The organism is Herbaspirillum aquaticum (assembly GCF_002213425.1).
Lineage (GTDB): Bacteria > Pseudomonadota > Gammaproteobacteria > Burkholderiales > Burkholderiaceae_D > Herbaspirillum > Herbaspirillum aquaticum.
In genome coordinates this window covers 87,440-111,907 of sequence record NZ_NJGV01000018.1, presented here as the reverse complement: position 1 = coordinate 111,907, position 24,468 = coordinate 87,440, and the positions used below count along the sequence as shown (strand labels likewise).

The 24,468-nt window shown below is 63.7% G+C and carries 27 protein-coding genes and 2 pseudogenes; 22 read left to right on the top strand and 7 right to left on the bottom strand.

Annotation, left to right across the window (positions count from 1 at the left end; translation table 11 throughout):
- The first annotated feature begins 104 nt into the window (after positions 1 to 104).
- The 3 genes from mtgA (at position 105) to CEJ45_RS17065 (ending at position 2,611) form a co-directional block, all read left to right on the top strand.
- Positions 105 to 812, top strand: a complete 708-nt coding sequence (gene mtgA, locus CEJ45_RS17075) for a monofunctional biosynthetic peptidoglycan transglycosylase (RefSeq protein ID WP_088756236.1) — start codon at positions 105 to 107, stop codon at positions 810 to 812.
- A gap of 196 nt (positions 813 to 1,008) precedes the next feature.
- The gene (gene corA / locus CEJ45_RS17070) at positions 1,009 to 1,974 is read left to right on the top strand and encodes a magnesium/cobalt transporter CorA (protein WP_034341589.1); all 966 of its coding nucleotides are present in this window, start codon (positions 1,009 to 1,011) and stop codon (positions 1,972 to 1,974) included.
- 166 nt (positions 1,975 to 2,140) lie between these two features.
- Positions 2,141 to 2,611: a glycine zipper 2TM domain-containing protein gene (locus CEJ45_RS17065; protein ID WP_088756280.1), complete on the top strand. Its 471-nt coding sequence runs from the start codon at positions 2,141 to 2,143 to the stop codon at positions 2,609 to 2,611.
- Positions 2,612 to 2,752: 141 nt separating this feature from the next.
- Here the strand turns inward: CEJ45_RS17065 and CEJ45_RS17060 are convergent, their stop codons facing one another.
- Complete coding sequence (locus tag CEJ45_RS17060; protein ID WP_088756235.1) at positions 2,753 to 3,871, bottom strand: anhydro-N-acetylmuramic acid kinase; 1,119 nt, start codon at positions 3,869 to 3,871, stop codon at positions 2,753 to 2,755.
- Between the two features lie 80 nt (positions 3,872 to 3,951).
- Positions 3,952 to 5,349 (bottom strand): M23 family metallopeptidase, encoded by a 1,398-nt coding sequence (locus CEJ45_RS17055; RefSeq protein WP_088756234.1) that lies wholly within the window; start codon positions 5,347 to 5,349, stop codon positions 3,952 to 3,954.
- A 244-nt stretch (positions 5,350 to 5,593) separates the two neighbouring features.
- Between CEJ45_RS17055 and tyrS the strand changes: the two genes are divergently transcribed.
- The 10 genes and pseudogenes from tyrS (at position 5,594) to purH (ending at position 13,464) form a co-directional block, all read left to right on the top strand.
- The gene (gene tyrS, locus CEJ45_RS17050; RefSeq protein ID WP_088756233.1) at positions 5,594 to 6,862 is read left to right on the top strand and encodes a tyrosine--tRNA ligase; all 1,269 of its coding nucleotides are present in this window, start codon (positions 5,594 to 5,596) and stop codon (positions 6,860 to 6,862) included.
- Positions 6,863 to 6,874: 12 nt separating this feature from the next.
- Positions 6,875 to 7,357 carry a D-aminoacyl-tRNA deacylase gene (gene dtd / locus CEJ45_RS17045; RefSeq protein WP_088756232.1) on the top strand — a complete coding sequence of 161 codons (483 nt, stop codon included), beginning with the start codon at positions 6,875 to 6,877 and terminating at the stop codon, positions 7,355 to 7,357.
- An 87-nt stretch (positions 7,358 to 7,444) separates the two neighbouring features.
- On the top strand, positions 7,445 to 8,092 hold the full coding sequence (locus CEJ45_RS17040) for a YbhB/YbcL family Raf kinase inhibitor-like protein (RefSeq protein WP_088756231.1): 648 nt from the start codon (positions 7,445 to 7,447) through the stop codon (positions 8,090 to 8,092).
- Between the two features lie 14 nt (positions 8,093 to 8,106).
- Positions 8,107 to 8,751 (top strand): histidine phosphatase family protein, encoded by a 645-nt coding sequence (locus CEJ45_RS17035; RefSeq protein WP_088756230.1) that lies wholly within the window; start codon positions 8,107 to 8,109, stop codon positions 8,749 to 8,751.
- A gap of 136 nt (positions 8,752 to 8,887) precedes the next feature.
- A complete protein-coding gene (locus CEJ45_RS17030) occupies positions 8,888 to 9,157 on the top strand; it encodes a helix-turn-helix domain-containing protein (RefSeq protein ID WP_088756229.1) in 270 nt (89 codons plus the stop codon).
- Positions 9,151 to 9,429, top strand: a pseudogene (locus tag CEJ45_RS25420) (HipA N-terminal domain-containing protein); the annotation flags it as partial. The gene CEJ45_RS17030 and the pseudogene CEJ45_RS25420, both read left to right, overlap by 7 nt.
- Position 9,430: 1 nt before the next feature.
- Positions 9,431 to 10,186, top strand: coding sequence for a HipA domain-containing protein (locus CEJ45_RS17025; protein ID WP_479459581.1), 756 nt, complete (start codon positions 9,431 to 9,433; stop codon positions 10,184 to 10,186).
- 161 nt (positions 10,187 to 10,347) lie between these two features.
- A complete protein-coding gene (gene dusB, locus CEJ45_RS17020; RefSeq protein ID WP_088756228.1) occupies positions 10,348 to 11,367 on the top strand; it encodes a tRNA dihydrouridine synthase DusB in 1,020 nt (339 codons plus the stop codon).
- A gap of 183 nt (positions 11,368 to 11,550) precedes the next feature.
- The gene (locus CEJ45_RS17015) at positions 11,551 to 11,784 is read left to right on the top strand and encodes a Fis family transcriptional regulator (protein WP_006463627.1); all 234 of its coding nucleotides are present in this window, start codon (positions 11,551 to 11,553) and stop codon (positions 11,782 to 11,784) included.
- A gap of 108 nt (positions 11,785 to 11,892) precedes the next feature.
- Positions 11,893 to 13,464, top strand: coding sequence for a bifunctional phosphoribosylaminoimidazolecarboxamide formyltransferase/IMP cyclohydrolase (gene purH / locus CEJ45_RS17010; RefSeq protein WP_008334724.1), 1,572 nt, complete (start codon positions 11,893 to 11,895; stop codon positions 13,462 to 13,464).
- 104 nt (positions 13,465 to 13,568) lie between these two features.
- Here purH and CEJ45_RS17005 read toward each other — a convergent pair whose 3' ends face one another.
- From CEJ45_RS17005 to CEJ45_RS16995, 3 genes and pseudogenes are all read right to left on the bottom strand, one after another.
- On the bottom strand, positions 13,569 to 13,967 hold the full coding sequence (locus tag CEJ45_RS17005) for a DUF1493 family protein (protein WP_088756227.1): 399 nt from the start codon (positions 13,965 to 13,967) through the stop codon (positions 13,569 to 13,571).
- A pseudogene (locus CEJ45_RS25375) lies at positions 13,964 to 14,397 on the bottom strand (STM2901 family protein). Before CEJ45_RS25375 ends, CEJ45_RS17005 begins: the two are co-directional and overlap by 4 nt.
- A gap of 155 nt (positions 14,398 to 14,552) precedes the next feature.
- Complete coding sequence (locus CEJ45_RS16995) at positions 14,553 to 15,572, bottom strand: MerR family transcriptional regulator (RefSeq protein ID WP_088756226.1); 1,020 nt, start codon at positions 15,570 to 15,572, stop codon at positions 14,553 to 14,555.
- A 96-nt stretch (positions 15,573 to 15,668) separates the two neighbouring features.
- Between CEJ45_RS16995 and CEJ45_RS16990 the strand changes: the two genes are divergently transcribed.
- Genes CEJ45_RS16990 through ruvC form a run of 5 tightly spaced genes read left to right on the top strand, consistent with a single transcriptional unit; the run spans position 15,669 to position 19,638 of the window.
- Positions 15,669 to 15,845: a DUF2256 domain-containing protein gene (locus CEJ45_RS16990; RefSeq protein WP_088756225.1), complete on the top strand. Its 177-nt coding sequence runs from the start codon at positions 15,669 to 15,671 to the stop codon at positions 15,843 to 15,845.
- Between the two features lie 11 nt (positions 15,846 to 15,856).
- The gene (locus CEJ45_RS16985) at positions 15,857 to 17,188 is read left to right on the top strand and encodes an FAD-binding domain-containing protein (protein ID WP_088756224.1); all 1,332 of its coding nucleotides are present in this window, start codon (positions 15,857 to 15,859) and stop codon (positions 17,186 to 17,188) included.
- A complete protein-coding gene (locus CEJ45_RS16980) occupies positions 17,175 to 17,591 on the top strand; it encodes a thiol-disulfide oxidoreductase DCC family protein (RefSeq protein WP_088756223.1) in 417 nt (138 codons plus the stop codon). Before CEJ45_RS16985 ends, CEJ45_RS16980 begins: the two co-directional genes overlap by 14 nt.
- A 1-nt stretch (position 17,592) precedes the next feature.
- Positions 17,593 to 19,059 carry an FAD-binding domain-containing protein gene (locus tag CEJ45_RS16975; RefSeq protein WP_088756222.1) on the top strand — a complete coding sequence of 489 codons (1,467 nt, stop codon included), beginning with the start codon at positions 17,593 to 17,595 and terminating at the stop codon, positions 19,057 to 19,059.
- Positions 19,060 to 19,095: 36 nt separating this feature from the next.
- A complete protein-coding gene (ruvC, locus tag CEJ45_RS16970) occupies positions 19,096 to 19,638 on the top strand; it encodes a crossover junction endodeoxyribonuclease RuvC (RefSeq protein WP_088756221.1) in 543 nt (180 codons plus the stop codon).
- Here ruvC and CEJ45_RS16965 read toward each other — a convergent pair.
- Complete coding sequence (locus CEJ45_RS16965; RefSeq protein WP_088756220.1) at positions 19,635 to 20,576, bottom strand: DUF808 domain-containing protein; 942 nt, start codon at positions 20,574 to 20,576, stop codon at positions 19,635 to 19,637. The genes ruvC and CEJ45_RS16965 overlap by 4 nt on opposite strands.
- A gap of 114 nt (positions 20,577 to 20,690) precedes the next feature.
- Between CEJ45_RS16965 and ruvA the strand changes: the two genes are divergently transcribed.
- From ruvA to CEJ45_RS16945, 4 genes are all read left to right on the top strand, one after another.
- Positions 20,691 to 21,269: a Holliday junction branch migration protein RuvA gene (gene ruvA / locus CEJ45_RS16960; RefSeq protein ID WP_088756219.1), complete on the top strand. Its 579-nt coding sequence runs from the start codon at positions 20,691 to 20,693 to the stop codon at positions 21,267 to 21,269.
- A gap of 32 nt (positions 21,270 to 21,301) precedes the next feature.
- Positions 21,302 to 22,357, top strand: a complete 1,056-nt coding sequence (gene ruvB, locus CEJ45_RS16955) for a Holliday junction branch migration DNA helicase RuvB (protein ID WP_088756218.1) — start codon at positions 21,302 to 21,304, stop codon at positions 22,355 to 22,357.
- A gap of 180 nt (positions 22,358 to 22,537) precedes the next feature.
- A complete protein-coding gene (locus tag CEJ45_RS16950; RefSeq protein WP_187697701.1) occupies positions 22,538 to 23,380 on the top strand; it encodes a 2-keto-4-pentenoate hydratase in 843 nt (280 codons plus the stop codon).
- Between the two features lie 19 nt (positions 23,381 to 23,399).
- Positions 23,400 to 23,855 (top strand): YaiI/YqxD family protein, encoded by a 456-nt coding sequence (locus CEJ45_RS16945; RefSeq protein WP_088756216.1) that lies wholly within the window; start codon positions 23,400 to 23,402, stop codon positions 23,853 to 23,855.
- Between the two features lie 10 nt (positions 23,856 to 23,865).
- Here CEJ45_RS16945 and CEJ45_RS16940 read toward each other — a convergent pair whose 3' ends face one another.
- The gene (locus CEJ45_RS16940; RefSeq protein ID WP_088756215.1) at positions 23,866 to 24,330 is read right to left on the bottom strand and encodes a DUF2147 domain-containing protein; all 465 of its coding nucleotides are present in this window, start codon (positions 24,328 to 24,330) and stop codon (positions 23,866 to 23,868) included.
- Between the last annotated feature and the right edge of the window lie 138 nt (positions 24,331 to 24,468).

Below are 24,468 nucleotides of genomic sequence, written 5' to 3'. Positions count from 1 at the left end.
AGAGGACTGCAGGACAGCATGTCTGTATCTCTGCATCTCTGCAGGTCTGCATGTCGAGTTGACCCCGCATCGCTAGAACCCTGGAACAGAACCACCACCGGCACATGAAATCGCTACGCAAGCTGCTCTTCTGGATCATCGTCCTGCCCGTCATGCTGGTACTGCTGCTGCAGCTGTACTTCTTCGTGCAGATCTGGTGGTGGAAGGACCACAACCCCGAGTCCACCAGCTTCATGCGCCAGCAGTTGTCCATCCTGCGCGAGAAGGACCCGAATGCCCAGCTGCAATTCCGTTGGGTGCCCTATGCACGCATCTCCAACAACCTCAAGCGCGCCATCATCGCCTCGGAAGATTCCAATTTCTCCGAGCATGACGGCGTCGATTGGGAGGCCTTGCAGAAGGCCTACGAAAAGAACGAGAAAAAGGGCAAGGTAGTCGCCGGCGGTTCCACCATCACCCAGCAGCTGGCCAAGAACCTGTTCCTCTCGGGCGAGCGCAGCTATCTGCGCAAGGGCCAGGAATTCATCATCACCTACATGCTGGAATTCCTGCTGGACAAGCAGCGCATCTTCGAGCTCTACCTCAACGTGGTGGAGTGGGGCAATGGCGTCTTCGGCGCCGAGGCTGCGGCCCAGCATTACTACCGCACCACGGCCGCCAATCTTGGCGCGGAGCAGGCGGCCCGACTGGCGGTGATGTTGCCGCGTCCGCGCTATTACGACCGCAATCGCGGCTCCGGCTACCTGGCCGCCCGTACCAGCCTGATCCTGCGCCGCATGAATGCAGCGACGCTGCCGCCGACACACAAGTAATCCGGCGCTGCTGCCGCAGCCACATGACCGCCGTATGACAGCGCGCGCCATTGGCCACGGCCGTACGGCATGCGGCGCATTGGCGCTTGCCTGGCACGGGGCTTGAACGTACACTTGCGCACGTTTCGCGCCTGTCGCCACGGGCTGCCGCATTTCACCCGGGACTCTTCCCCCGCGTTCCACCGAGCGAGAACCCATGATCAATGTATTCGTGTTGCAAAACGGACGGCTGAGCCAGGTCAACATCGACAGCCGCACCGACCTCGAACAGGCCGCGCCGGTCTGGGTGGACCTGACCGAACCCAATGACGAAGAGCGCGCCTGGGTCAAGAGCATCTACGGCGTGACCCTGCCCGACGAGGATGAATTCAGCGACATCGAAGCGTCGGCCCGTTATTTCGAAGCCGAGAACGGCGACCTGCACCTGCGCACCGACTTCCTCTTCGAAGGCGATGACGATTCTTCCTCCACCATGACGGTGGCCTTCATCCTGGCGCGCAACATCCTCTTCTCGGTCCATGCGGAAGACCTGCCCGTGTTCCGCCTGGTGCGCATGCGCGCACGCTCGCGGCCCGGTTCCATCGGCGACTACCGTGACGTGCTGCTCGACCTCTACGAGACCGATGCCGAATATTCCGCCGACGCGCTCGAAGGCATCTACCAGAAGCTCGAAGCGGTGAGCACCAGCGTGCTCAAGAAAAGCCTGTCCGACCAGGCCGCCGCCGAAGTGCTCAACACCATCGCCCACGAGGAAGACCTGAACGGCCGCATCCGCCGCAACATGATGGACACGCGCCGCGCGGTCAGTTTCCTGATGCGCGGCCGTCTGCTCAGTTCGGAGCAGTTCGAGGATGCGCGCCAGATTCTGCGCGACATCGAATCGCTGGATGGCCACACCGCCTTCCTCTTCGACAAGATCAACTTCCTGATGGATGCCACCGTCGGCTTCATCAACATCAACCAGAACAAGATCATCAAGATCTTCTCGGTGGCCTCGGTGGCCTTCCTGCCGCCCACCTTGATCGCCAGCATCTACGGCATGAACTTCAAGGTCATGCCGGAACTGGATTGGGTGGTGGGCTACCCCTTGGCCATCCTCATGATGATCGGTTCGGCCATTGCGCCCTTCTGGTATTTCCGTCGGCGCGGCTGGCTCAATTGAGACCTGTCTGCTGACGGCGACGTCCTCATTTTTCCGACAACGATTCCCGGGCTTCTCCGATGCCGCGCACAAGGTGTGCGCGGCACACTGCAATCATCATCCATGGCAGATGCGCGCACAGGTGCGCATCCGTGTCGCATTCGTGTCTTATGCAGAGGAGAACTTCATGTCCATCCGTCATCACTACATCTCGCTGGCCGTGGTCAGCGCCAGCTTCGCCGGTCTGCTGATCGGCTGTGCCAGCCCGCAGCAGGCGCCCTATGGCGCGGCGCCCACTTCGCAGAACTATGAGCGTGTGGCTGCCTATTCCGGGACCGGCGTGGTGGAAGCCATCGAAGTGACCCACAAGGAAAGCAACGGCGTGGCCGGTGCGGTGGTGGGCGGTGTGGCCGGTGGCCTGCTGGGTAACGCCGTGGGCGGCGGCACGGGCCGCGTGCTGGCGACCGTTGCCGGTGCCGCAGGCGGTGCCTATGCGGGTAACCAGGTCCAGCGCAACAGCGCTGCGGGCCATCAGGTCTACAACATCCGCGTGCGCATGAGCGATGGGTCCTTGCAGACCTTCGCGCAGGAAGACAATACCGATTTCCGCGTGGGTGACCGCGTCCGGCTGGATAACGGTCGTATCAGCCGTTACTAATCTGGTCACGGTTGTTACCAATTCCTTTACCAGCTTTACCAAGCTCTTTTTCGATACGGCACCGTTCGCTATCGACATGACATGAAAAAGCCGTCCGGCTCAATACCGGACGGCTTTTTCTTTGCTGGTGCGGGTCAGGCCTTATGCAGGGTAGAGCGCACCCAGCACGCGCAGGCCACGTGCCCCCGTGACTGCGGGCAGGTTGCCCGGCAGGCGCAGGTCAAAGCGCCGCGCCAGCCATGCAAAGGCCAGCGCCTCGACATGCTGCGGTGCCACGCCAAGCACAGCCGTCGACTGCACGCTGGCACGACCTTGCAGTTGCCGCTGCAACAGTCGCATCAGGAAGGCATTTTCGGCCCCACCTCCACAGACGTAGACCTGGCGGGCCAAGGGTGCGTGCGCCACGATGGCGTCGGCAATCGTGCTGGCCGTGAGCATGGCCAGCGTGGCCTGGACGTCTTCCGGTGCAAGTGCGGAGCCGGTACGCAGCAGGGCTGCTTGCAGCCAGTCGAGGTGGAACAGGTCGCGTCCCGAACTCTTGGGCGGCGGCGCGCGGAAGAAGGGCTCATCCCGCAATTGCGCCAGCAGCCCTGCGTGCACCTGTCCCGATGCGCCCCAGTCGCCGTTGGCGTCATAGGCGCGTTGCTGGTGCAGGTGGATCCAGCCATCCATGAGCGCATTGCCGGGGCCGGTATCGAAGCCGTAAGCGCCGTCTTCGCTGGCAGGCAGGATGCTGATGTTGGCGATGCCGCCGATGTTGACCACCACCCGCGACTGCGCCGCATCCCCGAAGATGGCGCGATGGAAGGCCGGCACCAGCGGTGCGCCCTGGCCGCCCGCAGCCACGTCGCGGCTGCGGAAGTCGGCGACCACGTCGATGTTGCACAGTTCGGCCAGCAGCGCCGGGTTGTTGGTCTGGCGGGTGAAGCCGAGTTCGGGGCGATGGCGGATGGTCTGCCCATGCACGCCTACCAGGCGCACGTCCGCGGCCGTCTTGCCGGCCTGCAGCAGCAGTTGCGCCACGCAGTCGGCGTAATGCACGGCCAGCGCATTGGCGGCCAGGGCTTCGCGTTCGATCTCGTTGGGGCCAGCGGCCTGCAGGGCCATCAGGTCCGCGCGCAGGTGGGCGGGGAAGGGCACGTAAGCCGCCGCCAGCGTGGCGGAGATCGCCTGGCCGTCAAAGGCGGCCAGGACACCGTCGACGCCGTCAAGACTGGTGCCGGACATCAGGCCGATGGTCAAATGGGAGGAATCGTTCATGGCAGGCAGGTCGGAAAAAGAAAAGGGCGGCCGCTGATTCTACAGCGCCGCCCTGGTCGGGGAGTCGGGACAGCCGTCCCTTACTTGGCTGCAGCCAGCTTCACATCGGGCGCACCCGGCACGCGCAGCATGGCCATGCGATGCTGCATGTCGGCCGCCACGGTACGGAAGCGCTGCAACTGCGGGCCGGTCAGGGCCTGGTTGTTGGGCACCTCCACCGACAGCGGGTTGCGCGGCTGGTTGTTGACGCGGAACTCGTAATGCAGGTGCGGCCCGGTGGCCCAGCCGGTCATGCCGACGAAGCCGATCACGTCGTTCTGGCTGACCTTCATGCCCTTCTTGATGTTGGGCGAGAAGCGGCTCATGTGGCCGTAGGCGGTGGAGTAGCCGCTCCAGTGCTTGATGACGACGATGTTGCCGTAGCCATTCTGCTGGCCCACGAAATCGACCACGCCATCGGCTGCTGCATGGATGGGCGTGCCGGTCGGTGCGGCGAAGTCCACGCCGGTGTGCTGCTTCCACTGGCCCAGGATAGGGTGCAGGCGCATCGAGAAACCGGAAGAGATACGGGTGAAGGCCAGGGGCGACTTCAGGAAAGCCTTCTTGAGCGACTTGCCATCGAAAGCGTAATAACCGCCACCGCCGGTCTTGCTGGCCGGATCGCTGAACCACACGGCCTGGTAGCGGTTGCCGGCATTGTCGAATTCACCGGCCAGCACGCGCCCGGTGCGTACCAGGTCGCCGTTCTGGTAGTAGGTCTCGTAGACCACGTTGAAACGGTCGCCGCGGCGCAGGTCGGAGGCGAAGTTGATGTTGGTGGCAAACATGTCCACCAGCTGCATGGCCACCGCATCGGGGATCTGCGCCGTGTCGGTGGCGGCAAAGAGCGAGGAGAAGATGGTGCCGGCGCGCATTTCCACGCGGCGCTCCAGCACGGCCGGCTGGGCTTCGGCGCTGAGCTTGCCGTCATGGCGCGCGATCACCAGGTTCTTGGGGGTATCGCTGCCATCGTCCAGGGTGGCGGAGAGTTTGATGAGCTCGCCGTTGTCGTCGGTCTGGGCGACCACACGCTTGCCGGCGCGCAACTGCATCACCGCGCGCGCCAGGGTATCGGACTTGATGAAGGCGGTGGCCTCGTCGTCATCCACGCCCAGGCGGTTGAGCAGGGTGGCCAGGGTGTCGCCGCTGCGGACCTTCTCTTCGTTGACGTAATACTGCGAACGCTCTTCCAGTGCACTGACCTGCTGTTGCAGGTCGGGCAGGGCCAGTTCCTTGGAAATCGGGTTCACCGGGGCATCGCGCAGGTCCGGCTCGGCCGGGGCGAAGCCGGCCGCACCGATGGTGAAGGCGGCCAGGAACAGGGCGCTGGCGCCGATGATGCGGGTCTTGGGCGAGGAAGCGGCGACTTTGTGGTGGCAGGACTGCAACGCGGAGAAGCACAGGGACGAGACGTGCTTGAGTTTATCTTGTGGGAACATGCAAACCGAATACGTTAAAATCTGACGTTTCCGTGGCGGATGGCGGGTGATGGCTGCAATGCGGCGTTTCCTGTCCCCCCGCCGTGTTGCGCCCGCGTAACATCGCTTACGGGTCGAGAACGTTTTCCTGCTGCTGAGCTTCTGAGGCCGCGTCCTGGCGCTGGGCAGAAAAAACGAAAGTCGGAATTATAGCAACACGATTTAGCGGTCCTGTCCTACAAAAGCCAATTTTTTAGTTATATCGATGAACGCCGACCAGTCCACCTCCGCCGCCGCTGCGCCTGCCCCTGCAGCCCCCTCCCGCCTGCCCCTCACCGACAAGGTGCAGGAGGCGCTGGCCATCACCAAGCGCGGCATCGATGAGCTGCTCATCGAAAGCGAATTCGCGCAAAAGCTGGCGCGCGCCGAGCAAAGCGGCCAGCCGCTGCGCATCAAGCTGGGCCTGGACCCGACCGCGCCTGACCTGCACCTGGGCCACACCGTGGTCTTGAACAAGATGCGCCAGCTGCAGAACCTGGGCCACCAGGTGATCTTCCTGATCGGCGACTTCACCTCCATGATCGGCGACCCGTCCGGCCGCAATGCCACCCGTCCGCCGCTGTCGCGCGAGCAGATCGAGATCAACGCCAAGACCTATTTCGCCCAGGCCAGCCTGGTGCTGGATCCGGGCAAGACCGAGATCCGCTACAACTCCGAATGGTGCGACGCCCTGGGCAGCCGCGGCATGATCCAGCTGGCCTCGCGCTACACGGTGGCACGCATGATGGAGCGCGATGACTTCACCAAGCGCTTCAAGGAAGGCACGCCGATTTCGGTGCATGAATTCCTCTACCCGTTGATGCAGGGTTATGACTCGGTGGCCCTGAAGTCGGACCTGGAACTGGGCGGCACCGACCAGAAATTCAACCTGCTGGTGGGCCGCGAACTGCAGAAGGACTTCGGCCAGGAGCCGCAGTGCATCCTGACCATGCCGCTCTTGGAAGGCCTGGACGGGGTGGAAAAGATGTCCAAGTCCAAGGGCAATTACATCGGCATCACCGAACCGGCCAACACCATGTTCGCCAAGGTGATGAGCATTTCCGACGTGATGATGTGGCGCTACTACGACCTGCTGTCGTTCCGTTCGATGGCCGAGATCGCCGGCTACAAGGCCGAGGTCGACGCCGGCAAGAACCCGCGTGACATCAAGGTGGCGCTGGCCCAGGAAATCGTCGCCCGCTTCCACTCGCAGCAGGCTGCCGAAGATGCGCTGGCCGACTTCGTGAACCGCTCCAAGGGCGGCATCCCGGACGATATCCCGGAAGTTTCGCTGTCGGGCGCGCCGCTGGGCATCGGCCAGTTGTTGAAGCAGGCCAACCTGTGCGCCTCCACCTCGGAAGCGCTGCGCATGGTGGAGCAGGGCGGTGTGCGCATCGACGGCACCGTCATCAGCGACAAGGGCCTGAAGGTCGAGGCCGGCCAGTGCGTGGTGCAAGTGGGCAAGCGCAAGTTCGCCCGCGTCACCCTGGCGTAAGCTGGAGCGCGCATGATCGCTCTCTTGCAGCGGGTCAGCCAGGCCTCGGTGGTGGTGGATGGCCAGACGCTGGGCAGCATCGGCACCGGGCTCATGGTGCTGGTCTGCGCCGAGCGCAACGACACCCCGGCCGAAGCCGATGCCCTCCTGAAGAAGCTGCTGGCCTATCGCGTCTTCAGCGACGAGGCCGGCAAGATGAACCGCAGCGTTGCCGACGTGCAAGGCGGCTTGCTGCTGATCCCGCAATTCACGCTGGCGGCCGATACCAATTCAGGCACGCGCCCCTCCTTCACGCCTGCTGCGGCACCGGAACTGGGACGGCAACTGTTCGACCATTTCGTGGCGCAGGCGCGTGCGCGCCATGGCGAGCAGAGCGTGGGAACAGGGCGCTTCGGGGCCGATATGAAGGTGTCGCTCACCAACGACGGTCCGGTGACCTTCTGGCTGCAGGTCAAGCCCAAGGCCCCGGCTGCCGATATGAACGTTACCGGATAATAGCCAGCCCGGCATTGAAGCCCGGCGGCGCGTCCCCAAATGAATTCGTAATGCGTGTTGCATGTGGCCTTACTTTTAGGAGGTGATATGAAATTCTGGAGCGATTCTTTCAAGGACGGTGCCAACATCCCCGGCGAATTCGCCTTTGCGGTGATGGATCCCAAGACCCACGTGGCCCTCGCTGCCAATCGCAATCCGCACTTCGGCTGGAGCGACCTGCCGGCCGGCACCAAGTCGCTGGCGCTGGTGGTGCATGATCCCGACGTGCCCTCGCGCGGCGACGATGTGAACCAGGAAGGCAAGACCGTACCGCTGGAGCTGCCGCGTGTGGATTTCTATCACTGGACGCTGGTGGACATTCCGGCGGGCGTGAGCGAAATCAAGGCCGGCCAGTTCAGCAACGGCGTGACCGCACGCGGCAAGCCGGGCCCGGCCGTGCTGGGCGAGGTCATGCCGGGCGCGCGCCAGGGCATCAATGACTACACCGGCTGGTTCGCCGGCGACGGCGACATGCGCGGCGACTACTTCGGCTACGACGGCCCCTGCCCGCCGTGGAATGATGCGCTGGTGCACCGCTACATCTTCACCCTCTACGCACTGGACGTGCAGCAGCTGCCGGTGTCCGGCAACCTGGAAGGTTCGGTGGTGGTCACTGCGCTGCGCGACCATGTGCTGGATCAGGCTGCCATCACGGGCCTTTACACCCTCAACCCCAACGCGGTACCGCGTAGCTGACCTGACTTGACTGCATGACCGACATCCTGCTGATCCGCCACGGCGAAACCGACTGGAACGTGGACAAGCGCCTGCAAGGGCATATCGACATCGGCCTGAACGAGGCCGGCCAGCGCCAGGTCCTGGCGCTGGGCGAGGCGCTGGCGGGGGAGGGCATCGATGCCGTCTTCGCCAGCGACCTGCAGCGCGCACGCGATACGGCCCAGGCCGTGGCCGGTGCGGCGGGATTGGCGGTGCAGATCGATGCGGGTTTGCGCGAGCGCTGCTATGGCGGTTTCGAAGGCTTGCGCCATACCGAGATCGAGGCGCGCTATCCGGAGGCGTATCGCCAGTGGAAGGCGCGCGAGCCGGACTTCCGCTATCCCGCCGGCGAGCGCATCGCCGAAACCATGCGCGAATTCTATGAACGTTCGGTGGCAGCCGTGCAGCGCGTGCTGGCCTCGGGCCGCTATCGCAAGGTGGCCATCGTCACCCATGGCGGCGTGCTGGAGTGCGTGCACCACTGGGCCAGCCAGACTTCCTTTGCCCAGCCACGCACGTTTGACATCTTCAATGCCAGCGTCAATCGCCTGCACTGGGATGGGGAACGTGCCCACATCCGCTCCTGGGGCGAGATCGGGCATCTCCGGCGGGAGACGCTGGATGAGGTGGATCGCTGATTCTTTTCCCTTAACAATCTGTAGTTTGTAAATTGAAAATACAAATTTAAATTTGTATTGGCAGAATACAAACCACAACGCGTAAAGTTGCGAAACAACGTATGATTTGTTTCACATCACTTCGTAGCGGGGTTGTATGAGTGAATTTCCTGTCCGTACTGGCCACCAGCTGCCACAACTACTGCAGGCCTACCGCAAGCAATCCGGCCTGACCCAGACGGAGGTTGCCCGTCGCCTGGGCGTGACCCAGCAGAACTTGTCTTCGCTGGAGCGCAACGCTGACAAGGTCAGTGCCGACCGATTGGTAGAGCTGCTCAACATCCTGGGCGTCGAGCTGGTGCTGCGCAAAGCGGACGATGCGCTCTCGAAGAGTGATACGCCCCCTTCCGACGACGCTTCATGGTGACCGCGCAGCGTCGCAAGCCCAGGGAGTTGGGCCTGTGGATGAATGGCAGTTTCGTTGGCACTTGGGCCATCACGGCGCAAGGCGACAGCCTGCACTACGACCCGCAGTGGGTGGCATCGCCCGGCGGCCGTCCCTTGTCGCTGTCGCTGCCTTTCAAGCCCGGCAATCCGCCCCATCGTGGCGAGATCGTCCATCACTATTTCGACAACCTGCTTCCCGACAGCAAGCTCATCCGCGAACGCCTTGCACGCCGCTACCAGGCCGCCGACACCGATGCCTTTGCCCTGTTGGCCGAAGCGGGCCGGGATTGCGTGGGTGCACTGCAGATCCTGCCGGTGGGCGTGGTGCCTGCGTTTTGGAGCGCAGCGGGTATTGTCGGTGGAACGCTTCGACCGCCGCTGGCACCGCGATCCGGTCAGCGGGCAGACCGTACTGCTGCGTTTGCCGCAGGAAGACCTGTGCCAGGCCAGCGGGATTTCCCCCTGGCTCAAATATGAAGCCGATGGTGGTCCGGGCATGAAGGAGATCATGGCGCTGCTGGGCGGTGCCATCGATCCGGTGGCCGCGCGTCGCTACTTCTTCCAGGCGCAGGTGTTGTTCTGGATGCTGTGGGCGACGGACGGCCATGCCAAGAATTTCTCGCTCTTCCTCAAGCCCGGTGGCCGATATGAACCGACGCCGCTGTATGACGTGCTGTCTGTCTTGCCCCTGATCGGCGAAGGGCCCGGCAAGTTGTCGCCGCATCGGGCTGCCATGGCGATGGCGGTGCGGTCCCGCAACGTGCATCGCAGGATGAAAGATATCCTGCCACGTCACTGGGCGGCCCTCGGCACGCACTTCGGGATCGTGGCCGAGAGCGGTGAAGGACCGCTGGCGCTGCTGCGTGAACTGGGCGAGCGTACCGAGCAAGTCATTGCCGCGGTGCAAGCCGATCTGCCGGACGGATTCCCGTCCAAAGTCGCCGCAGCGATCCTGAAAGGTTTGCGCCAGTCGGCAGACAGCTTGCTGGCCTTTGTGAAATCGGCGTGAGATTCCCGTCAAGTGATACTTCGAATTAGCATTTCACCAACAATCTCCGCTGCCCAATAAATAATCACCCGCAAAGATGTAACCACGCCCGATTCTTGTTGGGCGAGGCAGGCAATCGCGCTAAAATAGCGCCCTTCCCCGTATCTCCCCCTATCCACGTCGTGAACATTGGGCCCTATTCCCTGCGCAACAACGTGTTCGTCGCCCCCATGGCGGGTGTGACAGACCGTCCGTTCCGCCAGCTGTGCAAGCAGCTGGGGGCGGGTTATGCCGTCTCGGAAATGGCTGCGTCCGACCCGCGCCTGTGGCAGAGCGAGAAGACCTCGCGCCGCATCAACCACGATGGCGAGATGGAACCCAAGGCGGTGCAGATCGCCGGGGCCGATCCCGTCATGCTGGCCGATTGCGCGAAGTACAACGTCGAGCGCGGTGCGCAGATCATCGACATCAACATGGGCTGCCCGGTCAAGAAAGTCTGCAACAGCTGGTGCGGTTCGGCCCTGCTGCAGGACGAGGAACTGGTGGCGCGCATCCTGGACGCGGTGGTGTCGGCGGTAGATGTGCCGGTGACCCTGAAATTCCGCACCGGCTGGAACCGCGCCAACAAGAATGCCCTCAAGATTGCTGAGCGCGCCGAGGCCGCCGGTATCGCCATGCTGACCCTGCACGGCCGCACCCGCGCCGACGGCTACAGCGGTGAAGCTGAGTACGAAACCATCGCGGCCGTGAAGGCCGCCGTGAAGATCCCGGTGGTGGCCAATGGCGACATCACCACGCCCGAGAAGGCGCGCGAAGTCCTGCGCATCACCGGGGCCGACGCGGTCATGGTCGGCCGCGCCGCCCAGGGGCGTCCCTGGATCTTCCGCGAGATCGATCACTTCCTGCGCACCGGCGAGCACCTGCCGGCACCGCTGGTGACCGAGGTGGCGCATCTGATGGATGAACACCTGCAAGCCCATTACGCCTTCTATGGCGACTACCTGGGCGTGCGCACGGCACGCAAGCACATCGGCTGGTATGTGCGCGACCTGCCGGGCGGCGAGACTTTCCGCAGCAGCATGAACCGCATCGAAGACTGCGGTCAGCAGTTGCAGGCGGTACGGCAGTTCTTTGCTGACCAGGCCGTGCACGGCGATCGCCTGCAATACGGACTGGCCGACGAGGTAGCCCTGGCCGCCTGAAGCAACACCGCAGGATGGCAGAACAGCACGACAGGACCAAGGGGTTCGGATGCGCTGGCGCGAGCGGCAACAGCGGGCGCAATTGATCAACAACACGGCATCGCCACGCACCATCGCGCTCGGGGGAATACGGCGCATTGAGGCTTGCGGGGTGGCGCCGACAAGAACAGAAGCAGCAGAGCAATGAGCAAAGAAAGTATTGAGGATGTCGTCAAGAAGAGCCTGGAAAAATATTTCCGGGATCTGGGTGAACAGCTACCGACCAATGTCTACGACATGGTGCTGGCCACGGTCGAAAAACCGGTCTTCGAGACCGTGATGGCGCGCGCCGAGGGCAACCAGTCCCAGGCCGCCGAGATCCTCGGCATCAACCGCAACACGCTGCGCAAGAAGCTGCAGCAGCACGGCCTGCTGTAGCCGCCACCAGCCTTGCCGGCGCGCCAGTGAGGGCGTCGGGAGGGTGCGCGGGTGCAGCTTCCTTCCACGGTTTTTCAGGTTTCCTTTTCCTTACCAGTCTTGCCTACCATGATCAAACAAGCACTCATTTCCGTATCCGACAAGGCAGGCGTGCTCGATTTCGCGCGCGCGCTGTCCGCCATGGGCGTCAACATCCTGTCCACCGGCGGCACCGCCAAGCTGCTGGCCGACAATGGCGTGCCGGTCACCGAAGTGGCCGACTACACCGGTTTCCCGGAAATGCTGGATGGCCGCGTGAAGACGCTGCATCCCAAGGTCCATGGCGGCATCCTGGCCCGTCGCGATTTCCCCGAGCACGTCGCCGCCTTGGAGCAGCACGGCATCCCCACCATCGACATGGTGGTGGTGAACCTGTACCCGTTCCAGCAGACCGTGGCCAAGGATGAGTGCTCGCTGGAAGACGCCATCGAGAACATCGACATCGGCGGCCCGGCCATGCTGCGTTCCTCGGCCAAGAACCACAAGGACGTCATCGTCATCTGCGATCCGACCGACTATGAAGGCGTGCTGGCCGAGCTGAAGTCCGGTGGCGACCTGCCCTACGAAAAGCGTTTCGCGCTGGCCAAGAAGGTCTTCGCCCACACCGCGCAATACGATGGCGCCATCACCAATTACTTCACCTCGCTGGGTGAAGACAAGCAGCACAGCACCCGCAGCGCCTACCCGGCGACCCTGAATCTTCACTTCGAGAAGGTCCAGGACATGCGCTACGGCGAGAACCCGCACCAGAGCGCCGCCTTCTACCGCGACATCAAGAAGGTCGATGGCGCCCTGGCCAACTACACCCAGCTGCAGGGCAAGGAACTGTCCTTCAACAACATCGCCGACGCCGATGCTGCCTGGGAATGCGTCAAGAGCTTCGACCCGGCCACGGAAGCTGCCTGCGTCATCATCAAGCACGCCAACCCCTGTGGCGTGGCCATCGGCGCCAACCCGCTGGAAGCCTACAGCAAGGCCCTGCAGACCGACCCGACCTCGGCCTTCGGCGGCATCATCGCCTTCAACCGCGAAGTGGACGCCGCAGCGGCCGAAGCCGTGGCCAAGCAATTCCTGGAAGTGCTGATCGCCCCGTCCTTCAGCGCCGAAGCCAAGCAGATCTTCGCTGCCAAGCAGAACGTGCGCCTGCTGGAAATCCCGCTGGGTACCGGCCTGAACGGCTATGACTTCAAGCGCGTCGGCGGTGGTCTGCTGGTGCAGTCGCCGGACGCCAAGAACGTCCTGCTGGCCGATGTGAAGGTGGTCAGCAAGAAGCAGCCGACCCAGCAGCAACTGCAGGACCTGATGTTCGCCTGGCGCGTGGCCAAGTTCGTCAAGTCCAATGCCATCGTGTTCTGCGGCAATGGCATGACGCTCGGCGTCGGTGCCGGCCAGATGAGCCGTATCGATTCGGCGCGCATCGCCTCCATCAAGGCGCAGAATGCCGGCCTGACCCTGGCCGGTTCGGCCGTGGCGTCGGATGCCTTCTTCCCGTTCCGCGATGGCCTGGATGTGGTGGTCGATGCCGGTGCCACCTGCGTCATCCACCCGGGTGGCTCCATGCGCGACCAGGAAGTCATCGATGCAGCCAATGAGCGCGATGTCGTGATGCTGCTGACGGGGACGCGTCACTTCCGTCACTGATCAACAGCGCTTGCTGTAACGAAAACGCCCGGCTTCATGCCGGGCGTTTTTCGTGGTGCCCAATCTTGCTGCTGCAAGGCTGCGCACGGACCTGCCGGTGGCTCTTATCCCGATTGACCGCCATCCGGCGGTGTGTCCTGCTCTGGAGCTGCTCCAAGTGCTTCGAGTCGAGCGCAATTCCATTTTCCATCCAATGCCGCCTGGTAGAGCATCCCCAAGGTCAGCGGGGTCCGCTCATACTTGACCCGTTTTTTCTTGGACAAAGCCATGTGGATCACCTCGATGAGATTGAATCCCTCGCCGAGGAAATATCGGTCGAAACTATAGTCTCCAGGATCGATGGAAAACGCCGCGAAGCAGCGATCAATGAAGTCAACGGCTTCATCGCCGGTAAGCTGCATGTCTCCGGTCAGCGTGGTGGTCCTCACCAAGTGCATTTGGTCGCTGGTGCCATGTCGCTGTCGGACCCAGGCTTCAAACGTCTCCCATGTCAGATGGCTCATGACAAAACTCTATCGTCAGGATTGACCCGGCGGTTGTAATTCGCCACAGCTCGAACGCTGATCGTTGCAACGTTGTAAGCCATGAAGACCCATCCAACAACCGGGACAGCTCTTCCCACGAAAGCACCGATGTTTCTGGTCATGAGGATTTGGAGGCGCTTGATGCTTTCTCGTGTCACCGTTGGCAAGATGCGTTTCTTCAGATCGTAGTTCAGGTATCTTCGAGACAATATGGATGCAGCTGACGTCCCCTTCGTCGCTCCCATGGGTTTGGCGCGTGTGGGGATAATGTTTTCACCAGCGAGAATGGCAGCTGCCGCGCCAATATCGTCTACACCAAGTCTTTGCAGGTCTCGTCGACAAAAATGTAGAAAAGTAATTCATTTGGGGAGAGATTTTCATGAATTCCATAGCGATATTTGTTAGTCATTATTTTTCCTTTCTCGGATGAATCAAGAAACAACGGGGAGTTGTGAAAAGCCGTTCAGACAACTCCGAATTGTCGAGGTTCGGAAAGAAGAACTACACTTTGGTGCTGCATTGTGGTGGTGCCACGGACGCAATCATCAGGGCGTCAAGCCGGCTTCAGCTGCCCTCAGTGATCAATCCTTCATGCAGGGCAATGCGCGTCAAGGCCGCCTCAAACCGCTGCCGTGATTCCGAGGTCAGCTGCTGCAGGTATTGATGCAATTGCGCGTCAGCCACGTTGCGGTTGGCGCATTGGGCGCTGTAGTGCTCGAACTGCGACAGCTGCATCAGCAATTCCGCCACGTGGCGCGGGCACTCGCAGGCCACCGTGGTGGACTGGTTGGCAAAGGCGATCAACTCATTGTCATTCCAGCGGCGCGGCGGTAGCGCCTTGTCACCTGCCTCGTCGTCGCGCGCCGGTGAGGACAGTGCGGCCAGCCCGCGCAGCCATTGCAGGATCACCACATCGGGCTGCGGCGCACGCAGCAGGCTGATGCCCACCGCCGCCAGCGTCTCGCACACCGCCTCGCTGGCAAATCCATACAGCACCGCCATCGGCAGCCCGCTCAGTGCCGGTGCCGAACTTTCCAGCGCACCCAGCCAGCCGGCGTGCAGCTGCGGTTCGTGCAGCAGCAGGGCATCCACTTCTTCCCGCTTCAAGGCCATGGCGGCCTGTTCGATGCTCTCGAACGGGCCCAGCAACTGCAGCGGACGCCCCAGGCGCTGCAGCAGGCCGGGCTTGTCCAGGCGCTGCGCCAGGGTGGAGCCGATCACGGCCAGCCGCCACTGACCCTGCACTGCATCCGGTGGCGTCGGGCGGGCGGCATGCAGTTCGGCGTGGGTGGCTGCGACTTGCTGCAGCTGGTCCATGTCCAGCCCGGCCAGGCTGCCGATGGCATGGCCCAGTTCGGTCAATTGCCGGATCAGCGCCAGGCGCCGTACATCGGCTTCCGAATAAAGACGCTGGCCGCTGGGCGAGAGCTTGCCCTGCGTCAGCGCGTAGCGGCGCTCCCACACCCGCAGCGTGGCCACCGGCATGCGCAGCATGCGCGCTACCGCGCCAGTACGGCGCAAGGCTTCGCCAGCAGGTTTGTCGGCCGCAAGGGCAGGGGAAGAGGTCGATTGCGCAAGGCTCATGATGGTCTCCGGTGAATCATGTTTGACACAGATTATAGACGCGAATTTGGCGTCATGAGTCAAGTGTGACGCATTTATTCAGTACAATCCTGAGTCATGAAACCGAAAAGCCAAGTCAACGGACATCGCGGCAACAAGGCGCACTTGCCCAGCAAGCCCTGCGCCGTGTGCGGCCTGCCCATGACCTGGCGGCGTGCCTGGGCGAAGAACTGGGACGAGGTCAAATACTGTTCCGAAGCCTGCCGCCGCAAGCGCGCCCACCCTGGCCTTTGAGGAGTCGAGCCATGTATCGCAAACATCAATTCGACCTGGTGCTGGATACACCTTCCCCGGAAGATGCACCCGTTGCACCCGCCGCTGCCACGGTCGCGGCCGTCCCTGCGCCGCGACCGCTGGCATTGCTGCCCTTGCTGCCGACCCTGGCCGCTGCGCGCGAGCGTATCGCCGCCGTGCGTCCCGGTGCCTATGCCCGCACCCGCAACAGTCTGGATGGTGCGGTGACCGGCCTGTCGCCCTATCTCACGCATGGCCTGGTCAGCTTGCGCGAAGTGCTGGAGGGCGTGTGCAGCCGCCAGGCGCTGGATGTGCAGCACAAGTTCGTCTACGAGCTCGGCTGGCGCGCCTTCTACCGCTACGTGTGGGCCAGGCGCGGGGCGCGCATCTTCGATTCGCTGCATGCCGGTCCGCTGCCGGAGGCGGCCTATGCGCGCGAACTGCCGGCCGATATCCGCGAAGCCGCCACCGGCCTGCCGGTAATCGACCAGGCCGTGCGCACCCTGTATGCCACCGGCACCCTGCACAACCACGCGCGCATGTGGCTGGCCAGCTATGTGGTTCATCTGCGCAAGGTCCATTGGCGTGCCGGCGCGGACTGGATGGTCGGCCATCTGCTGGATGGCGACCTGGCCAGCAATCACCTGAGCTGGCAATGGGTGGCGGGCACCGGCAGCCACAAGCCTTACCTGTTCAATGCCGAGAACGTTGCCAAGTACGCCCCGGCCGAGTGGCATAGCCCGGGCACCGTGGTCGACACCTCCTATGAAGCGTTGGGCGAAATCGCCCTCCATCCCGACCCGGTGGCGGCCGAACCCGCCCAGCGCACGCGCGAGCGCTGCAAGGAGCCGGCCCTGCTGCCGGTGCCACCTGAACATTTGGGCAGTGTGGCCCCGGAGGCGCAAGCCGTGGCCGGACGCGATGTCTGGCTGGTCCATCCGTGGAGCCTGGGCGAGTTGCCGTCCGACCTGTCGGCCGACACCGTGGTGGTGGGTCTGTATCTCTCGGACTTCCATCTGCTCTGGCCTTGGGACCAGCGCCGTTGGGATTTCGTCGGTGCGCGCATGCGCGAGCTGACTCCGCTGTGCTGGCACGGTGACGCCGCCACCGTCGGCCGTGCGCTCAAGTCTGCCCGCAGCGTACGTTGCGTGGCTGATCCGCATCTCGCCCCCTGGTTGCCGCTGTGGGCGCAGTGCGTGGCGCCGCCCGAGTTGTTCCCGGTGGTGGACAAGCCCAGCGACCTGTTCACCCAATGGTGGCGTCGCAGCACGCAAGGCCTGCAGACGGCAGCCGAGTTGCTGGCGCGTACCGAACGCAAGGAGCGGCGCGATGGCGGATCCTGACGCTCGCCCGCCACAGCATGAGATTACCGTGCTGTACGACGGCGCCTGCCCGCTGTGCCGGCGCGAGATTGGCGTGTACCAGCGCGGTGCGGGGGATGCCCCGCTGCGCTTTTGCGATATCAGCCGCCCGGATGTGCCCGCCATGGAGCTTCCGGCGGGGCTCACGCGCCAGCAGCTGCTGGCGCGCTTTCATGTGCGTCGGGCCGATGGCGTGGTCTTCAGCGGCGCCGAAGCCTTCGTGCAGCTGTGGGCGAGCTTGCCGGGGTGGCGCTGGCTGGCCCGGCTGGCGCATCTGCCCGGCATGCTGTGGCTGATGGAGCGCAGCTATCGCGGCTTCCTGCGCGTGCGTCCCGCTGTGCAACGGCTGGTGGTACGGCTCGAACGCCGCCAGGACCGAGGCTGAGATGAGCGTGGGTCTGGTCTGGTTCAAGCGCGACCTGCGCTTGCGCGATCATGCGGCGCTGGCCGAGGCTGCGCGATGCGAGCGTGCGTTTGCGGTCTTCATCATCGAGCCAGCCTGGCTGCAGAGTTTTGAATGCGATCCACGGCATGTGGACTTCCTGTTGCGTTCCCTTGCCCCCTTGCAGATCGAATTGAAGCAGCGCGGCCTGCCTTTGCTGGTGCGCATTGGCGAGGCGGTGCAGGTATTGGAATCGCTGCGCCGGCAGTGGGGCGTGACCCATCTCTTCAGCCATGAAGAAACCGGCCCGGCCTGGAGCTATGCGCGCGATATTTCGGTGAACCGCTGGAGCCGCATCCAGGGCGTGCAGTGGCAGGAGTTTCCACAAACCGGCGTGGTGCGCCGCCTTCGCAGCCGCGATGGCTGGGCCGCGCGCTGGGTGCAGCGCATGGAGGCAGCGCAGATTGCCAATCCTGTCGGCTTTCGTGCGCCGCAAGGGATGCAGCCCGACAGGCTGCCCACATTGACCGAACTGGGTTTGCCCGAGGTACGCCTGCAACCACCCGCTGGCGAGGCAGCGGCATGGGATACGCTGCGCGCCTTTCTCGGCGGCGGCGGTCGCGATTACCGGCGCGCCATGTCCAGTCCGTTGACCGCACCCGAAGTCTGCAGCCGGCTCAGTGCGCATCTGGCCTTCGGCACCATTTCCATGCGCAGCGTGCATCAGGCCACCGAGCTGGCCATCGAGCACACCGCCGACCGCGAGCTGGCCTACGGCCTGCGCGGCTTCTCCAGCCGCCTGCGCTGGCATTGCCACTTCATGCAGAAGCTGGAAGACCAGCCTGATATCGAATGGCGCAACGTGGCGCGTTCGCTGGATGGCTTGCGTCCGGGCGATGGCGGTCCGTGGGGCGTGGAGGCGCAGGCGCGTTTCGATGCCTGGTGCGAAGGCCGTACCGGCTATCCCATGATCGATGCCTGCATGCGCCAGCTGTGCGCCACCGGCTGGCTCAACTTCCGCATGCGCGCCATGCTGGTCAGCTTCGCCGCCTACCACCTGTGGTTGCACTGGCGCGCGCCGGGGCTGTTCCTGGCGCGGCAGTTCCTGGATTTCGAACCGGGCATCCATTGGAGCCAGATGCAGATGCAGTCCGGTACCACCGGCATCAACACGCTGCGCATCTATTCGCCGACCAAGCAGGCGCGCGATCATGATCCGCTGGGCGAGTACGTGCGGCGCTGGGTGCCGGAATTCGGCACGGCGGCTTATCCCGATCCCATCGTGGATGAGAAGACTGCGCTCAAGTACGCCAAGGATGCCCTCTACGGCCAGCGCGGCAGCAGTACCGCACGGGCGGAAGCCGACGCCATCCAGGACAGGCACGGTTCGCGCAAGAGCGGCCTGCCATCGACCGCCCGGCGCCCGCCGCGCCAGAAAATGCCGGATCCGGGGCAGGGCGTCCTGTTCTGACGCGAGATGCCCGCCTGATCGGTTAGACTGGCGGGCATGAAAATCCTCGGTATCGACCCTGGCTTGCGCACCACCGGTTTCGGGGTCATCCACAAGCAGGGCAACACGCTGTCCTATATCGCTTCCGGCACCATCAAGACGCCGGACGGCGACCTGCCGTCACGCCTGAAGGTGATCCTGGCCAGTGTCGGCGAAGTGGTGAAATCCTATGCGCCGGACTGCGCGGCCATCGAAAAAGTGTTCGTCAACGTCAATCCGCAATCTACCTTGCTGCTGGGGCAGGCGCGCGGCGCGGCCATTTGCGCGCTGGTGGCCGCCGACCTGGCGGTCGCCGAATATACGGCCCTGCAGGTCAAGCAAGCCGTAGCCGGCCATGGACGCGCCCAGAAAGCCCAGGTACAGGAGATGGTGGCGCGGCTGCTGAAGCTGCCCGGCCTGCCGGGCAGCGATGCCGCCGATGCGCTGGGCGTGGCGATCTGCCACGCGCATGGGGGAGGGGTCTTGTCGGACCTTGGCGCGCTGGCCCCGGCGCTGGCGCGCAAGGGCATCCGCATGCGCGGCGGGCGTCTGGTCGGTTAGTGCTTTTTCTTGAAGAGGGAGAGCACGCGCTGCGCCAGCTTCACCACCACCAGCACCACCGCCCCTGCGACTACCCCGAAGAGGGCATTGAGGACCGCCGGGGTGATCGCCCCGAGGACCGGTCCGACTACCGCGACACCCTCCACGGCTTGCGCCGCCCCCTCTATGGCGTGATGCGCGAAAGGCAGGCCGTGGGTCAGGATGCCGCCGCCGACCATGAACATGGCAATCGTCCCGATCACCGACAGGCTGCGCATCATCTTCGGTGCAGCCGCCAGGACGGCCCGTCCGATACCGGCCTTGAAGCGCCCCCAGGCGCTCGCGCCCGCATGCTGCACCAGGTAGAGGCCACCATCATCGAGCTTGACGATGCCGGCCACCAGTCCATACACGCCCGCCGTCATGATCAGTGCGATGCCCACCAGCACCGTGATCTGCTGCTGCAGGGGCGCACCGGCGACCGTACCCAGGGTGATGGCGATGATTTCGGCTGAAAGGATGAAGTCGGTGCGCACGGCATCCTTGATCTTTTCCTGCTCGTAGACCAGCGGATCAACGTCGTCGGCCGTCTTGGCGGCGACTTCATGATGTTCGTCATCATGCGGAAGATACTTGTGCGCCAGTTTCTCGAAGCCCTCGAAGCAAAGGAACGCGCCGCCCAGCATCAGCAGCGGCGTCACCGCCCAGGGGATGAAGGCACTGATGGCCAGCGCCGCCGGTACCAGGATGGCCTTGTTCTTCAGCGAACCCTTGGCCACCGCCCAGACCACCGGCAGCTCCCGCTCGGCGCGGACGCCCGCGACCTGCTGGGCGTTGAGGGCCAGGTCGTCGCCCAGCACGCCGGCCGTCTTCTTGGCGGCCACCTTGGTCATCAGGGAAACGTCATCGAGCACGGTGGCGATGTCGTCAATCAATGCGAAGAAGGCGCTACCGGCCATGTTTTTCCTTTGTCTTCATCTGAGGGGAGGAGGCTTGGATACTGTTTATCCGAACAGTGCTGTATCATCGCGGGATTATCACAGAAGCTGCCTCCCACGCACATCCCTGACGCCATGATCGGTCGCCTCTCCGGAATTCTTCTAGAAAAAATCCCCCCGAACCTGCTGGTCGACTGCCAGGGCGTCGGTTACGAAGTGGCCGTGCCCATGAGCACCTACTACAACCTGCCGGGCCTGGGCGAGAAGGTCACGCTGCTGACCCACCTGGCCATCCGCGAGGATGCGCACATCCTGTTCGGGTTTGGGACCGCCGAAGAACGCAATACGTTCAAGGAGCTCATCAAGATTTCCGGCGTGGGCGCGCGCACGGCGCTGTCCATCCTTTCCGGTATGTCGGTGGCCGACCTGGCCCAGGCCGTGACCCTGCAGGAAGCCGGCCGCCTGACCCGGGTGCCCGGTATCGGCAAGAAGACCGCCGAACGCCTGCTGCTGGAACTGAAGGGCAAGCTCGGCGCCGATCTGGGCGCAGCGGCCGGCGTGGTCCACAGCGATGCCTCGGCCGACATCCTCAATGCCCTGCTGGCCCTGGGCTATTCGGACAAGGAAGCGACCCTGGCCATGAAGCAGGTGCCCAAGGACAGCAGCGTCTCGGACGGCATCAAGCTGGCCTTGAAGGCGCTCTCCAAGGGCTGATGCACAGGCAAAAGGCAGACAAGGATCAGAGCATGAGCATCCAGACCGACGATTTCTCCGAACAGCGCATCATTTCCGCCACCCCGGCCTCGGCCAACGAGGAAGCCATCGAGCGCGCCCTGCGGCCCAAGCAGCTGGACGAATATGTCGGCCAGGAAAAGGTGCGTGCCCAGCTCGAAATCTTCATCTCGGCCGCCCGCAAGCGCGGCGAGCCGCTCGACCACACCCTGCTGTTCGGCCCGCCCGGCCTGGGCAAGACCACCATGGCCCACATCATCGCCCGCGAAATGGGCGTGAACCTGCGCCAGACCTCAGGCCCCGTGCTCGAGCGCGCCGGCGACCTGGCGGCCTTGCTCACCAATCTCGAAGCCAATGACGTGCTCTTCATCGACGAGATCCACCGCATGTCGCCGGTGGTGGAGGAAATCCTCTACCCGGCACTGGAGGATTATCAGATCGACATCATGATCGGCGAAGGCCCGGCCGCCCGATCGGTGCGCCTGGACCTGCAGCCTTTCACGCTGGTGGGTGCCACCACCCGTGCCGGCATGCTGACCAATCCGCTGCGCGACCGCTTCGGCATCGTCGCCCGGCTGGAGTTTTATACGCCACCCGAGTTGGCTCGCATCGTGACCCGCAGTGCCGGGTTGCTCAATGCTCCCATCGTCGAGGAGGGCGCGCTGGAAATCGCCCGCCGCAGCCGTGGTACGCCGCGTATCGCCAACCGCCTGCTGCGCCGCGTGCGTGACTATGCCGAGGTCAAGGGCGAAGGCCGCATCACCCGCGAGATGGCCGACGCCGCCCTGGTGATGTTGGACGTGGACCCGGTCGGCTTCGACCTGATGGACCGCAAGCTGCTGGAGGCCGTGCTCTTCAAGTTCGGCGGCGGCCCGGTCGGGCTGGACAACCTGGCGGCAGCCATCGGTGAAGAACGCGACACCATCGAAGACGTGCTGGAACCCTACCTGATCCAGCAAGGCTACCTGCAGCGCACCCCGCGCGGGCGCATCGCCACCGGCGCGGCTTACCAGCACTTCGGTGTGACCGCTCCGCAAAGCGGCCCGAACGGCGAACTCTGGGGCGGCTGAGCTCGGCCATTCCCAAGCTGGACAGGTCTGTTGCAGCCAGTGGAAAACAGCATGACGCGCAGCAGCACAATCTGATGAAATTTTTGTCAGATCTCGTATAAAAGCGAGTTTTTGCTTGTGCAAAAATTAATCGTCATCGACAATGGATAGCTATTCACTATCTTTCGATGTGAGCCCTCCATGCTAATGTCGAGCCAAGCCCTTCGATACGCGCATCAGCTGCTGGATGCCCGCGCCCAGTCCCGCATCATCCCGCGCATTTCCGAGTCCGAGCCGCTGTCGGTGGAAGACGCCTACGAAATCGCCCACAACATCCGCAACATCCGTGTCGCCCAGGGCGAGCAGCCCATCGGCCGCAAGATCGGGTTCGTGGTGCGCAAGAACTGGGAGCGCTACGGCATCATCGACGATGCCCGCATCCCGACCTGGGCGCCGATGTACGACACCACGGTACGCTTCGCCGAAGACAATCACGGCGCGCAGTCGCTCACCGGCGCAGTGCAGCCGCGCATCGAACCGGAGATCGTCTTCAAGCTTGGCAAGACCCCGGCACCCGGCGCCTCGCTCATCGAGCTGGCCGATTGCCTGGAATGGATGGCGCATGGCTTCGAGATCGTGGTCTGCCCCTTCCCCAATTGGGAATTCACGGTGGCCGATTCGATTGCCGCCTTCGGCCTGCATGGCACCCTGATCGTGGGCGAGCCCCACGTGCTCTCTTCGGCGACCAAGCATCACTTGCCGCAGATCCTGGCCAGCGCGAGCGTCTCCCTGTCCTGCAATACGGAATCGTCCAGCGTGCTGCGTGCCGCCGGCTTCTGCAATGACGAGATGGACAGCCCCCTGCACGCCCTGTGGCACCTGCACCAGCTGCTGCAGAAGCAGTCACGCTTCCGCCAGCTGCAGGCCGGCGAGATCATCAGTACCGGCACCTGGACCGATGCCTGTCCCATCGAACCCGGCCAGACCTGGACCACTGCCTTCTCGGGCGTGACCCTGCCGGGCCTGACGGTGTCCTTCGTCTGAAGCGGGCGAACGCGCACTGATGGCGATCTGGGTGGATGCCGACGCCTGTCCGGGCGTCATCAAGGACATGCTGTTCCGGGTGGCCGACCGCACCACGATCCTGGTGACGCTGGTGGCCAACCGTCCCTTGCGCACGCCGCCCTCGCGCTACATCAAATCCATGGTGGTGCCGGCCGGCTTCGACGTGGCCGACAAGGAAATCGCCCGCCAGTGTGAACCCGGCGACCTGGTCATCACCGCCGACATCCCGCTGGCCGCCGACGTGGTGGCCAAGGGCGCGCTGGCACTCAATCCACGCGGCGAGCTCTATACGGCCCAGAACATCGGCCATCACCTCAGCACCCGCAATTTCATGGAAGAGCTGCGCAGCAGCGGCGTCGAGACCGGCGGCCCGGCCGCCTTCAGTGCCAGCGACGGCCGCGCCTTCGCCCGCGAGCTGGACCGTTACGTGCTCAAAGCGTCACGTCCGGCCTGACGCGTCGGCCTTACTGCTCCCGCAGCCAGGTCTGGGTGCGGCCCAGCATGGGCATGCCGACATAACCGCGCACATTGAGCTTTTGCCCGTCATCGACGACTGACAGCTTGCTCTTGTAGACCTTGCCATTGGCCGGATCGATGATCTGGCCGCCGTTGTATTCCTCACCGTCTTTCTTCAGGCCAGACAGGATGGTCATGCCGATGACCGGCTTGTCCTTGAGCTCGCCTTCGCACTTCTGGCAGACCGGGTTCTGGTCTTCTTCCGGTGCACGGAAGAGCTTCTCGATCTTGCCGCTCAGCTCGCCATTGTTCTCGCTGATGCGGATGAGTGCCTTGGGCTTGCCGGTGGCGTCATCGATGCTCTTCCACAAGCCCACCGGCGAGCCATCGGCCCAGGCGGCAGCACTGGAGAGCAGGGTGGCGGCCAGCAGCGACAGCGTGGCCAGGCGAGAGGGGGAGGAAATACGGGTCATGTTTGTCTCCTGTTATCAAGTCGAATGCCATAAAAAAGCACGATTGTTCTAATTTATTCGATCCAGTCTAGACAAGCCCGCCCCGCAAGGCAAGCACAAAAACAAAAGCCGCCGCCCCGTGAGGGACGACGGCTTTAT

What these genes read in the sequence shown, in the direction of transcription:
- mtgA (WP_088756236.1), top strand. Translation starts at nt 105, where the DNA reads ATGAAATCGCTACGCAAGCTGCTCTTCTGGATCATCGTCCTGCCCGTC.
- corA (WP_034341589.1), top strand. Translation starts at nt 1,009, where the DNA reads ATGATCAATGTATTCGTGTTGCAAAACGGACGGCTGAGCCAGGTCAAC.
- CEJ45_RS17065 (WP_088756280.1), top strand. Translation starts at nt 2,141, where the DNA reads ATGTCCATCCGTCATCACTACATCTCGCTGGCCGTGGTCAGCGCCAGC.
- CEJ45_RS17060 (WP_088756235.1), bottom strand. Translation starts at nt 3,871, where the DNA reads ATGAACGATTCCTCCCATTTGACCATCGGCCTGATGTCCGGCACCAGT.
- CEJ45_RS17055 (WP_088756234.1), bottom strand. Translation starts at nt 5,349, where the DNA reads ATGTTCCCACAAGATAAACTCAAGCACGTCTCGTCCCTGTGCTTCTCC.
- tyrS (WP_088756233.1), top strand. Translation starts at nt 5,594, where the DNA reads ATGAACGCCGACCAGTCCACCTCCGCCGCCGCTGCGCCTGCCCCTGCA.
- dtd (WP_088756232.1), top strand. Translation starts at nt 6,875, where the DNA reads ATGATCGCTCTCTTGCAGCGGGTCAGCCAGGCCTCGGTGGTGGTGGAT.
- CEJ45_RS17040 (WP_088756231.1), top strand. Translation starts at nt 7,445, where the DNA reads ATGAAATTCTGGAGCGATTCTTTCAAGGACGGTGCCAACATCCCCGGC.
- CEJ45_RS17035 (WP_088756230.1), top strand. Translation starts at nt 8,107, where the DNA reads ATGACCGACATCCTGCTGATCCGCCACGGCGAAACCGACTGGAACGTG.
- CEJ45_RS17030 (WP_088756229.1), top strand. Translation starts at nt 8,888, where the DNA reads ATGAGTGAATTTCCTGTCCGTACTGGCCACCAGCTGCCACAACTACTG.
- CEJ45_RS17025 (WP_479459581.1), top strand. Translation starts at nt 9,431, where the DNA reads ATGCCTTTGCCCTGTTGGCCGAAGCGGGCCGGGATTGCGTGGGTGCAC.
- CEJ45_RS17015 (WP_006463627.1), top strand. Translation starts at nt 11,551, where the DNA reads ATGAGCAAAGAAAGTATTGAGGATGTCGTCAAGAAGAGCCTGGAAAAA.
- purH (WP_008334724.1), top strand. Translation starts at nt 11,893, where the DNA reads ATGATCAAACAAGCACTCATTTCCGTATCCGACAAGGCAGGCGTGCTC.
- CEJ45_RS17005 (WP_088756227.1), bottom strand. Translation starts at nt 13,967, where the DNA reads ATGAGCCATCTGACATGGGAGACGTTTGAAGCCTGGGTCCGACAGCGA.
- CEJ45_RS16995 (WP_088756226.1), bottom strand. Translation starts at nt 15,572, where the DNA reads ATGAGCCTTGCGCAATCGACCTCTTCCCCTGCCCTTGCGGCCGACAAA.
- CEJ45_RS16990 (WP_088756225.1), top strand. Translation starts at nt 15,669, where the DNA reads ATGAAACCGAAAAGCCAAGTCAACGGACATCGCGGCAACAAGGCGCAC.
- CEJ45_RS16985 (WP_088756224.1), top strand. Translation starts at nt 15,857, where the DNA reads ATGTATCGCAAACATCAATTCGACCTGGTGCTGGATACACCTTCCCCG.
- CEJ45_RS16980 (WP_088756223.1), top strand. Translation starts at nt 17,175, where the DNA reads ATGGCGGATCCTGACGCTCGCCCGCCACAGCATGAGATTACCGTGCTG.
- CEJ45_RS16975 (WP_088756222.1), top strand. Translation starts at nt 17,593, where the DNA reads ATGAGCGTGGGTCTGGTCTGGTTCAAGCGCGACCTGCGCTTGCGCGAT.
- ruvC (WP_088756221.1), top strand. Translation starts at nt 19,096, where the DNA reads ATGAAAATCCTCGGTATCGACCCTGGCTTGCGCACCACCGGTTTCGGG.
- CEJ45_RS16965 (WP_088756220.1), bottom strand. Translation starts at nt 20,576, where the DNA reads ATGGCCGGTAGCGCCTTCTTCGCATTGATTGACGACATCGCCACCGTG.
- ruvA (WP_088756219.1), top strand. Translation starts at nt 20,691, where the DNA reads ATGATCGGTCGCCTCTCCGGAATTCTTCTAGAAAAAATCCCCCCGAAC.
- ruvB (WP_088756218.1), top strand. Translation starts at nt 21,302, where the DNA reads ATGAGCATCCAGACCGACGATTTCTCCGAACAGCGCATCATTTCCGCC.
- CEJ45_RS16950 (WP_187697701.1), top strand. Translation starts at nt 22,538, where the DNA reads ATGCTAATGTCGAGCCAAGCCCTTCGATACGCGCATCAGCTGCTGGAT.
- CEJ45_RS16945 (WP_088756216.1), top strand. Translation starts at nt 23,400, where the DNA reads ATGGCGATCTGGGTGGATGCCGACGCCTGTCCGGGCGTCATCAAGGAC.
- CEJ45_RS16940 (WP_088756215.1), bottom strand. Translation starts at nt 24,330, where the DNA reads ATGACCCGTATTTCCTCCCCCTCTCGCCTGGCCACGCTGTCGCTGCTG.